13 protein-coding genes are annotated in these 10,522 nt (G+C 43.5%); all 13 read left to right on the top strand.

From position 1 onward, the window contains the following. Positions 1–384: ATP-dependent RecD-like DNA helicase (locus tag NST08_RS29875; RefSeq protein WP_341342703.1), on the top strand; the 384-nt coding region annotated here is incomplete at its 5' end. Continuing rightward, positions 377–1,042, top strand: coding sequence for a hypothetical protein (locus NST08_RS29870; protein WP_036715675.1), 666 nt, complete (start codon positions 377–379; stop codon positions 1,040–1,042). The genes NST08_RS29875 and NST08_RS29870, both read left to right, overlap by 8 nt. A 194-nt stretch (positions 1,043–1,236) precedes the next feature. Then, positions 1,237–1,455, top strand: coding sequence for a hypothetical protein (locus NST08_RS29865; protein ID WP_090725962.1), 219 nt, complete (start codon positions 1,237–1,239; stop codon positions 1,453–1,455). A gap of 229 nt (positions 1,456–1,684) precedes the next feature. Then, complete coding sequence (locus NST08_RS29860) at positions 1,685–1,930, top strand: DUF3850 domain-containing protein (RefSeq protein WP_036714832.1); 246 nt, start codon at positions 1,685–1,687, stop codon at positions 1,928–1,930. A 122-nt stretch (positions 1,931–2,052) separates the two neighbouring features. Beyond that, positions 2,053–2,328: a stage V sporulation protein S gene (locus NST08_RS29855; protein WP_036714833.1), complete on the top strand. Its 276-nt coding sequence runs from the start codon at positions 2,053–2,055 to the stop codon at positions 2,326–2,328. A gap of 41 nt (positions 2,329–2,369) precedes the next feature. Further along, the gene (locus NST08_RS29850) at positions 2,370–2,783 is read left to right on the top strand and encodes a hypothetical protein (protein WP_036714835.1); all 414 of its coding nucleotides are present in this window, start codon (positions 2,370–2,372) and stop codon (positions 2,781–2,783) included. A gap of 22 nt (positions 2,784–2,805) precedes the next feature. Next, entirely contained in the window at positions 2,806–3,645 is an 840-nt protein-coding gene (locus NST08_RS29845) for an HNH endonuclease (protein ID WP_212940273.1), read from the top strand. Then, a complete protein-coding gene (locus NST08_RS29840; RefSeq protein ID WP_212940274.1) occupies positions 3,642–4,184 on the top strand; it encodes an HD-GYP domain-containing protein in 543 nt (180 codons plus the stop codon). The genes NST08_RS29845 and NST08_RS29840 overlap by 4 nt, the downstream gene beginning before the upstream one ends. Continuing rightward, positions 4,181–4,633, top strand: coding sequence for a metal-dependent hydrolase (locus NST08_RS29835; protein WP_212940275.1), 453 nt, complete (start codon positions 4,181–4,183; stop codon positions 4,631–4,633). Before NST08_RS29840 ends, NST08_RS29835 begins: the two co-directional genes overlap by 4 nt. Before the next feature lie 181 nt (positions 4,634–4,814). Next, complete coding sequence (locus NST08_RS29830) at positions 4,815–5,207, top strand: hypothetical protein (protein WP_036714838.1); 393 nt, start codon at positions 4,815–4,817, stop codon at positions 5,205–5,207. 338 nt (positions 5,208–5,545) lie between these two features. Further along, complete coding sequence (locus NST08_RS29825) at positions 5,546–6,331, top strand: hypothetical protein (RefSeq protein ID WP_120464971.1); 786 nt, start codon at positions 5,546–5,548, stop codon at positions 6,329–6,331. Positions 6,332–6,506: 175 nt separating this feature from the next. Further along, positions 6,507–8,504 (top strand): VirB4 family type IV secretion system protein, encoded by a 1,998-nt coding sequence (locus tag NST08_RS29820; protein ID WP_341342702.1) that lies wholly within the window; start codon positions 6,507–6,509, stop codon positions 8,502–8,504. Positions 8,505–8,521: 17 nt separating this feature from the next. Beyond that, positions 8,522–10,516: a hypothetical protein gene (locus tag NST08_RS29815; protein ID WP_341342701.1), complete on the top strand. Its 1,995-nt coding sequence runs from the start codon at positions 8,522–8,524 to the stop codon at positions 10,514–10,516. Positions 10,517–10,522 lie beyond the last annotated feature (6 nt).

Genomic DNA, 10,522 nt, shown 5'->3' with positions numbered 1-10,522 from the left:
ATATCCATCAAAAATGAAAGTGGTGAGTTGACGGATGAAATAGGGCTTGCTTGTGATTTTCACGGGAAAGTAGTGGTCTATAGTAAGCACGAACTAAAGGACTTGCTCTTGGCCTATGCCATTACCATACACAAGGCTCAAGGTGGACAAGCCCCTGTAGTTATTATGCCTGTCTCTACCAGCCATTACGTTATGTTGGCTCGAAATCTGATCTATACTGGCCTGACGAGAGCAGAGAGGGTTTGTGTCATGATAGGGACTCGCAAGGCACTTAGTATGGCTATAAGCAACAACAAGATGGTGCAGCGTAATACGGCGCTAAGGGAGAAGATTGAGAGTAATTTGCAGAGTATTCCTACAGGGCAGAGGAAGGTATATGGATAAGATTGGGGCGTTAAAGCAGACACTTCAACAGGCAGAATTGAAGGCGAAAAGGCGAACTGAGATTGATCTAGGTAAGGTCAATGACGAAGAAGCCAAAGCCAATGAACAAGGCTTCATGATTGTACGCAAAAGGCAGAGAGCAGTAAATCAAACAAGGTTCTCTCAAACCATTGATGAAAATATAGCCTATTTATGTCAGACTCAATATTTAACTAGTGCTGAGTTTAGCTTCATCTTTACACTGGCTCCAATGCTTAAAATGAACGTTAATGCTATCGTTGATCCTGTATCGGGCCAATACTGCTCGGTATCTGAGATCGCAGCCTATTTGAAGCGAAGTAGGCAAAAGACAAGTGAAATGATATCTGTACTCATTGAAAAAGGGATTATGTATGAATTCGCTAATGTCCACGAACTTAAAATACACGGTCGCCATGTCACTCGGCGTCCGTTTTTTTTGAATCCAGAGATTTTATGCTGTGGGGATAAAAATAGGCTTCAAAGTGGGATTGTCCAACTGATGATACATCACAACATTTTGGAAAGGGCTAGGGTGAAGCTACCTATTAAGGCTATTGTCGAACCACATAGTCAGTATGGAAAGTTGGTTAAGCGAAAAAAGTTTTTGGAAGTTTTAAAACAGCAGAAAGGAAAATAATACCGTTAAAAAAATGCAGGTTTTTTGTGAGCAGGGGGTGTCACCAAAAGGGGACACATGTGTCACGAAAAGGTGACACCCAAAAATGCGGAAAAATGCTTATGTATCAAGGGTTTCGCGATTTTAGCGGGTGGTCTTCTTTCTTAATCTATATAAAATACAGAGTCCATGGAATTCAGGAGGAGATGAAATGATTGAGGATAACAAAAAACGTGCGTATTCAATTTAGCTTTGGTGAAGATGATGAAGATACAGAAGATACATACGATATTGATCTTCAAATTTCATGGGAAGCATCAAACCCAACAGAAACAGAGATTAAAACGTCGTTGGATGAAGTAGTACGAAAATGGATCAGAGAAAATGTGAGTTATACATGGGAAGAGGTTGAAGTTGAGGAGGATGATCCTTAAAACTCAGGGCATGCGCGTGCGCACCATGAACAGTCTTTGAAGCACCGGCTGTGGTGGGTGTCACTTTGGCGAATGGGCTGAGGGGCACTGGAGGGAGGAACAGGGAGCGCTAAGCAGGCATGATGGCGTCAAGCAGACATGGAGCAATCCCATCCCTAGCCCTGTCAGCCCCATATCTCAAAGCCTGTTATTGCACTAAAGACACAAATAGCGAAAGGAAGTGAGATAAATGACAACGCATGAACTAAAAATCCATCCGAAATATTTTAGCGCTGTGGTAACTGGAATAAAAACATTCGAGGTACGCAAAAAAGATCAGGATTATAAAGTTGGAGATGTCCTTTTACTCAAGGAGTTTGATCCTGTTACCAACAAGTACACCGGAGGTTACGTTGGTCGGGAAGTGACTTACATTTTCGACGAGCAACCATTTGTACCAGAAGGGTATGTAATCATGGCGATTGAGCCGGCTTAATGCACATTCCGAAATTTAATGCAACGCAATAGATAGCCTTTGACTGCTTATCAGGTCAGAGGCTTTTTGTATTTTATAGAGAGTGAGACAACTCTTAAAAAGTAAAAACGGAGGAATTCGATATGTCTGAAAATGTATTTAAAGTATCTTCAAAATCTTCGGTAAACGCACTAGCTGGTGCTGTGGCTGGCTTTATCCGCGATGGAAAGGTGAAGCTGGAGTTACAAGCCGTTGGTGCAGCAGCTGTCAACCAGGCGCTTAAAGCTGTAGCTGTAGCTAGGGGGTATGTATCATCCCAAGGTATCAACTTGACTTGTATACCTGCTTTTGTGGATGTCGTGATCGAGGGGGAACAGAGAACAGCTATGAAACTGATTGTCGAGTCTGAGAGCCATTGATCAATGACAAACTTTCTGGAAAGTGGAAAGGGGCGGGAAGGATGTACTTTGCTAACGAACAACACAAAATTAATTTTCAACGTATTGCAGCGAAATTTCCTGACGTAAAAAAGGCAAGAGATTATTACGCTGCTTGTTACATCGGAGCATATCCTGAGATTTACAAATGCTTTGTTTTAGAGAAGCAAGTACATGGTCCGTTTGACTGGTATTTTGATTATTTAAGTGATCCGGGTGACTTTGCCGAGCGCAGAGATCGCGGAGAAACAACTGGTGATACTGCCCCGCTTACCGGACAAACCAGAAGCTTGTTGGAGCTTGGTTTGAATCTTTGGAATGGCCGCGATTTTGACTTGTCCGTGGGTTTACGTTCTTGGGATCAGGCGTTATACCTTGTAGCACTACAGGCCATTGATTTGCGCCGCTCTTCTCCAATATTGTCATTAACTCAATAATTAGCTTGGAGGAATCGTTCATATGAGCACATTAACAAAGCCTGAACGAATTCGTAGTAGAGAAAACATCCAGAACATACGTGAAGAATCTGGACATAGTTGTGAGTACATCGACCTTGCTACTGGAGAACGTTGTAGTCATCCAGCAGAAGGTGAACCTCATCATATTCGTACTCGTGGGGCTGGCGGGGATGATCGAAGGGAGAACCTGATCCACCTGTGCGGTTGGCATCATCGGTTGTTTCATGATGGTAACCTGGATCGAAATGAATTGCTCACTATCGTTGCCAAGCGTGAAGGGCTAACACCAGAGGAAGTGGCGGATATTTTGAAACTGAGCTATCAGCCTCCTCCAGCCCAGCCAGCCCCTCAGCCCAAGGTTGAGGAACTGCTGCAAGCGTACATCCAGATTGATGAACAAGAGCAAGAAACAAGGTTCGTTAAAGGGCAGTTGCTGGATGCAATGTTGGCTGCCGGAGCCAAGCAAAAATTCCTGTCCTCGCAGATTGGAATCAGCCCGGCGCAAATTCGGGAGCTGGTGCATGTCTATCGGACGTTCCCTACACCTGAATCGCGACATCCTGCATTGAGCTGGTATCACCATCGAGTAGCTAGCCATTCAAATGAACCGGCTGCTATGTTGATTAAAGCTGGCGATGAATCCATGAGCACTAGAGAATTGCGCAAGGCCATTCTGAAACAAGAGGGGGCGGAACAACTTGTTAAGCAAGATGAAGATCAGGAGCAAAAGAAGGCTCAGCGGTTATTGGCATCTGTGCAAAAGATGTTGGATACCGGAAGCGAGGCCGCCCAGTGGTTTAAAACTAAATTAAAGCAGATGCTTAAGGAGGAGCAAAATTGATTTTAGAAAATGTGCTAAATATGCTTGATCGTAATCATGCTAGGCGAGTCAGTAAACTTTCAATGTCATTAGCGCGTCAGTTGGGACTAAGTGAGCATGAGATTCATCTGATAGGTCAGGGAGCCTTGTATCATGACATTGGTAAAATAGCTATTCCAACGTACTTACTGCAATCGAAAGAAAAGTTTAATGAAGAGGAATATAGGTTGATGCAACGGCATGTAGAGTACGGATTATCCATTCTATCTGTACATACAGGCGAAGAGATTGAAGCGGCGAGGGAGATTATTGCTTCACATCATGAGCGTTGGGACGGACAAGGATATCCGCATGGTCTTATGGGTGAAGAAATTTCGCTGTATGGTCGCATTGTTGCTGTATGTGATGTGTTTGACGCTCTATGCTCTGATCGACCGTACAAGGCAGCGTGGCCTGTAGGAAAAGCGTTGGACTATATTAAAGATCAAAGTGGTGAGGCATTCGATCCAAGAGTGGTCGAAGCATTCTTGCAGATGATGGCAGAGGGTGTTGCGGTATGAATGGGGCTTCTCATCTAGTTGGCGGAGTGACCGCCGCAATGGTGCTTGGCATCCACTCTCCAGCCCAGCTTGCCGTTGTAGCAGTATCATCCTTATTGCCGGATATAGATCGTCAAAACAGCTTATTAGGGCGTTGTATTCCTGTTTTACCGAGTGTCTTAGAGGCTACTTTTGGAAAGAGAACATTGACACACAGCATCATTTTTGGACTATGCGTATGGTTATTGCTTAGCATTCATTCAAGCTGGCAATGGCCTTTTTTAATTGGTTATGTATCCCATCTGTTGTTGGATGTCATTACAGGTAGAGTTGCTTTACTGTGGCCGATTCCATGGAAATTCGGTATACCACTCTTTGGTATACCTCCGGTATTTGTGGAGACAGCAGCAATGGCAGCTTGGGGAGCATGGATGGTACTTGGAGGATACAGTTATTTCTATATCACATAATCGAACGACTTTGAGGCTCCTGCATATTGCGGGAGCTTTTTTGCTTTTATCGAGAACATATGAAAGGAGGAAACCTAGATGTTTGCAGGTTGGATTAGCAAAAAGTACGGCATTGCGTGGTCGGTAAGTGAGTTCCGGAAAGACAAACGAGTAGGAGTATGCAAATAGGGAGGTCATTCACTTGAAAAGGTTAAAGCAGATTTTAGTTGTTATGATGGCAGGTTTGTTGTTTATGTTCAGTGCTGTCCCTCTTCAGAATTCTGTACATGCACAGAGCATCAAGGAGAGAATTCAAGGCAGCCAAGGCAGCGAAGTATCTAATTTGGAGAAAAAGGTAGATGAATCAACCACTGCGGGGGTTGATATGGCACGGCGCATTTTTGTGACACTCACAATTATCTTTGGGCTGTGGCTTGCTATCAGCTATTTCCGGGCAGGTTTTTCCCCGGACACTTTAAGAGAGACGAAAGGGAAAATTGTGTTTTTCCTTGCTTTCTTAGTTTTGTCGTTTTGGACAGAAGATATCTTGGGCGCGGTCTTCAAATTATTTGGTATAGACCTATCCAAACTGTGAGGAATTGGCTATGTGGGGACAATATCATCCGATACCGTACAAAAGCGCGATCAAAGAAAAGTTCATTACAATCTTTGGTATTGGCCTTAGTCTCAGTCAAGCGGCATGGTGGACAGTTGGAGGGTATTTGTCTGTTCAAATGTCCAAGGTGGTTCCGCGCATTGGGACAGACTGGTTCTATTCAAGGCTCCACTATTCTATACCGTTCTTATTCTGCATGTATCTTTGCTATTTCAAACATACCGGGACTAACCTCCCGGTATGGAAGTATTACTATCTGATGCTTCGGCTGAGATTGCGGAGAAGGAGATATTTGTACAAGAAAGGAGGAGCATGATATGGTCCTGATGCTCATTTTAGCTTTAGCGGCAGCGGTGTTCTATTTTATGAACTATCAAAAAAAAGAGAAACCACTTACCGTTCAGGAACTAATCGGAGCGAAAAATTCCAAAATCACATGGGATGGGCTTGCTCAAAACGGCAATAAATATCGCTTAGTAGTTGAAGTCGAACCTATTAATCTGGATAATGCCTCAATTGAGGAAAACAAAGCAGTTTGGCTTAACTTTCTTGGCCTCATTAACACGATCTCATTACCGGTTACATTCATCACGCAATCCCAACTGTTTGAGATGAAGGATTATACGGATGCCTACGGACAATCAGTTCAAGAGCTTCCTGATGAATATCCTGACCTGAAGAAATCGGGAGAATTGGTAAGACAATATTTGATAGAGAGTTTGGATCAAGGCACGATCAGAAATTATCACGGATATATTATTTTTGAATACGACCCTTTGAAGGCAGAGACAGGTGTGGCAGGGGCAGGGAGAATGAATGCGATTTTGGACAAAGCCGCTCCTAAGAAAAATAACTTATCAGAAGAAGAGCAATCTGATCTGGCATTGCAAGTATTAGAAGAGGTAGAGAACATCTTATATGGCTTCTGTGAACAAGTAGGAATGCGATATCAGCGTCTGGATAAGGCGGGAGTATGGAACTATACTTATCAAACCTTACAGCGTGAGCTGGCTCCACAAGCGCGGATGATTGATGCAATACGATCAGATTCATTCAAAAGATTAAAGCACTCTTTAACACAGGAAGAGTTGCAAAATGCGTAAAGGAACCTGGTCAGATGCAGTAAAAAGGGTCAGGAAGAATGAAATTGATCAAGTTTCAAGTAGGCCCGGAGTTTGTCCTTGTGGGAGTGTAAGATTTTCACTGAGCTATTTAGGCGGTCAGCTTGTGCGTACATGTAAAGTTTGTGGAGATAAATTAGCGGTGTAAGAAGGTGGAATGGAAGTGTTCAATTTTTTAAAAAGGAATAAAAAAGGTGAGGGGATGGGAAATGAAACCCAGGCTCATCTTGATACCGGGAAAGCTAGTGGAGCTGACTTCGCTGCCCCTTCATTTATTCGAGAAACAATTCCGAAAGATATAAGCGCTAACCAAATTAAGCTTGATGACTATGCGGTAGAAGTCGGTGGAACAATTACACCAACTCGATATTTCCGTAGTTTTTATGCTGAGATTTCTTCGGGCAATACCTGGGCAGGGATGCTGGATTCCTTAATTCGAGCAGATCATGGTAATGGGGATGTGGACTTAGCGATCCATGTTCAGCCGTCATCAAATGATCGAGAACTGGATGAGATCGGCAGACGGATAGCAGGATTGTTATCAGATTTGGCTGATGAAAAAGATGTTCGTAAGATTGATGCCATGAGAGACGAAATTGCAGACTTGAAAGAACGACAAAAACGCATTCGATTGAATGTTGAACGAAGTTTTCGAGTGTCTATTCAGGTCATCGTCAGCGCCCCTGAATGGAAAGAACTCATGAAACTGTGTCGCTCACTTGTTCAGCGCTTTGCTGGGAAGTCGATCTATCTCCGATCAGCCGATGGTCAACAACTTGCGGCGTTGCAATCCGTATTACCTACTGCCGAAACTACGGCAGTTCAAAAAGAGCACATTCTATCATTGGAAAGCTCTAACGTGGCTGATCTTTTTCCATGGGGTGGAGGTAGCTTAAATCATCGTAGTGGTGTTGTAATTGGTAAAGATAGGATGGGCCGCCCGGTGTGGCTGGACAACTGGCATCCAGAACTAGCGAATTATAATATGTGCATCATTGGACGTTCAGGTGCCGGGAAAACGTTTGTGACCATGTTAGTTACACATCGTTCCTCACATCTAAGAAGGCAAATTGGAATTATTGATTGGAAGGGAGAGTACGGCGACTTTCTTCGTGCTTTGGGCTGCCCATTTATTGAACTCCACGAGCATTCTAAGCATCGTATCAATCCATATGATGTTGACATTACAGAACTTGCAGACGGAACAAGATTTGTTGATATCGAAGAAGCGGCGAATTCTGTGCAGGCACTAGTCTTTAAAATGATTTCTGTTTATGACCGAAGTGTATTAACCGGCGAAGTGAAAGTATTTATTGGTCGAGCTATAAGACAGCAGTATGCGGAGTACGAGATAACTACAGATCCTGAGAGCTTATATACGACAGATCAAACAATGCAAGGTCAAGGCATTTTCAGGACTGGTAAGGTAAGAAAAGCAATGCCTGAATTGATTGGGTTATGGGAGAAAATGAATGCCCATAAAAGTGAAGCGATCCGAAAAGCAAGTGAGTTGCTGCAGCCATTTACCCGAAAAGGTGAAATGAGTTCATATTCGATATTTGATGGTCCTTCTACAGTAGAGTTGAAGAATGCGCCAATCTTTGGTTTTGCTATCAATCGGCTTGATCCGGAGATCATGCGTCCAATTGGTTTGTTTGTTACAGAGCGTTGGATGATGGAACGCTGGGCGAAGAAACATCCAGAGGTTAAGAAACTCCTTATTATTGAGGAATGCCAGAATATATTTCTTGACGAAGATTTTGGAGCTGTTTGGGCAGAGAGTGCATTTCGGGAGGGGCGTGCAACTAATACAGGGATCGTCCCTGTTACTCAGGGCTTGGAGGTATTTACTCGTTCTCAAGCTGGGATGGCTGCAATTAAAAACAGCCCAATCAAAATTATTGGTATTCAGGAAGCTTTAGATATTGATGCTGTTCGCGGGAAATTAGCATTAACCGAAGGTGAAGCAGACTTTCTCGTTTATCAAGCTCGTAAGGGAGATATGCTCGTCAAAGTGGACAATCAATCGGCTATCGTACATGTAGATGCAGCTCCATTCGAGCATATGTTGTTTACCACAGACCCCAATGATCCGTTATACGCCGAGCGGAAACGGTATATCAAGGAAAGAGCAAGGGCTGAAGGAACAGCATAGGAAGGGAGAGAGCTACTTTGCGCCGTATTACAATAGTTACTTGTATGCTACTAATGCTGGTTCACAGCTTTGCTCTCGCAACGCCAGCTATGGCAGCTAGTGAAAAAGGCATCATAGGTAAACAGGTCGAGCAATATTATGAGGATGAGGATAATAAGCCTGGCTTGATGGAACGAACCCTTTCAGATGTTTTAATTGGAGCAGCTAATTTTTTGATCAAGTCTTTTGGTATGAAAGATGTAACCTTGTTGGTTTTCGGTAAAAATCCTGAATCAACAAGTGATGGGTTCTTGCAAGGGGGTACGGAAGACCTTCGATCAAGTTTATACCTTGGAGTATTTTCCGAGGGAATGATGAATGCGATAGACGCGATCTATACTGCTTTGGAACGTTTTATACCGTATCCTATTTTTATTGCTCTTATACTGATAGCGTTCTTACTCCTCTGGCACGGATATACCGGGGAAGGGCGAACGAAAGCAAAGGATTATGCAACAGCCTTTGTTGTTGGGCTGATATCCTTAAGATTTGGTGTATATCTATGGAATTTCATAGCCACCATTGTAAGTTGGTTTACGGATTTAATCTGGGCGGTTATGGTTGATTATGGACTTCAGCCAGGATTGTTCCTCAATACGATTTGGGGGACAGGTGAAGCCGGATATGATAATATGGTTAGTTATCGGGGATTTATCGTTTCAATTTTAGTTCTACTAGCCGCACTTATGACTGCAAAACTAAACTACGACTATACCATACGATCCATCAACCTGATGCTACTCATAATCACATTCGTTCCGTGTTGCATAATGACGCTGTTTCCTCGCTATCGCAACGCTTTGCAAACGTGGTGGGATCAGTTTGTTGCCAATATGATATTGCCCTTAGCCCATGCTCTAGCATTAGGGCTATTTTTTTTATTGCTTCATTTTAGTAGTGAAGGTATTTCTAATTGGGTGATTGTAGCGTATCTGTTTGGTTTTTCTTCCATACAAAATTTTGTTCAACGTCTCTTGGGAACAGAGCAACCAGATACCAAAATGGGTCGAGCATTAGGTTTTGGTACGTTACTTGCAATGGGTAAAATGTTTTCTGGAAAGAAATCGGGAAAAGCACAGTCGGCTGGTGGCGGCTCATCTGAATTGATGGGCGATACGTCTTCTGGTGATGTTGCGTCCGCTGGTACAGCAGGAGCTGTTTCTAGCGGCTCATCATCTAGGGTAATGTCTGGTGCAAAGCCGAGTTTCAGAAATAGGGCGACGAATATAAGTAAGAAGGCTGCTGGATTTGCTCTAAATCAAGGAGCAAAAGGCGTTGGGGCCGCTTTAGGAGCCACAGTTGGATTAATGGCAGGTAAGCCATTAGAAGGAGCATTTGTAGGTGGGGCTGTTGGAGGAGGAATTGGAAAAAGTGCTCAGTTGGTAGGAAAAGGCGGTATGTGGTTAGGTAAGAAAACTTACTCCGGTGCACAGAAGGTCGCAGATTGGGTTAACAGCGGTAGAAGCGGTAGAGAGGAAGCTATAGAAGAACCGACACTTGTAACCGATCACGATCAACCGTATGAAGAAAAGCCTATGCAACGTTCGACAACTGTTGTAACTGAACAGACCTTTAGAACAAAAGCAAAAGGTGGAGGTGTTATCAACGAGGGTGTAGCTATAAATGGCGGGAAGTTTGATGGGGATATAACGGCAATTAATACTGACAAAGGAACAAAGACACAGGGTAAGTCCAACTTTGCTGAGACTGGGCCGGCTCGTGCTCGTGGATCCGGAAGTGCTTCTGGAAATGCTGCCGTAAACCGGGGTGTTAGAACCAACGGTGAAAATTTTAAAGGTAACATTATTTCAGATGGTGGAGAAGTCACAGGAGGGGTCATGGATGCCAATAAAATCAAGAATGCGAATGGTGAAACTGTAAATTCATCTTCAAGAGAAAATATTCCGTCTCCAAAATCAGGGCCTGATAAGTCTCCATCAACTGGAGGTAAGCACTATAATTATTATGTTTAGGGGGAA

The organism is Paenibacillus sp. FSL K6-1566 (assembly GCF_038050475.1).
GTDB classification, from domain to species: Bacteria; Bacillota; Bacilli; order Paenibacillales; family Paenibacillaceae; genus Paenibacillus_AQ; species Paenibacillus_AQ lactis.
Note: the sequence above shows the minus strand (reverse complement) of the source record. Positions and strands in the feature narration are given on the sequence as shown.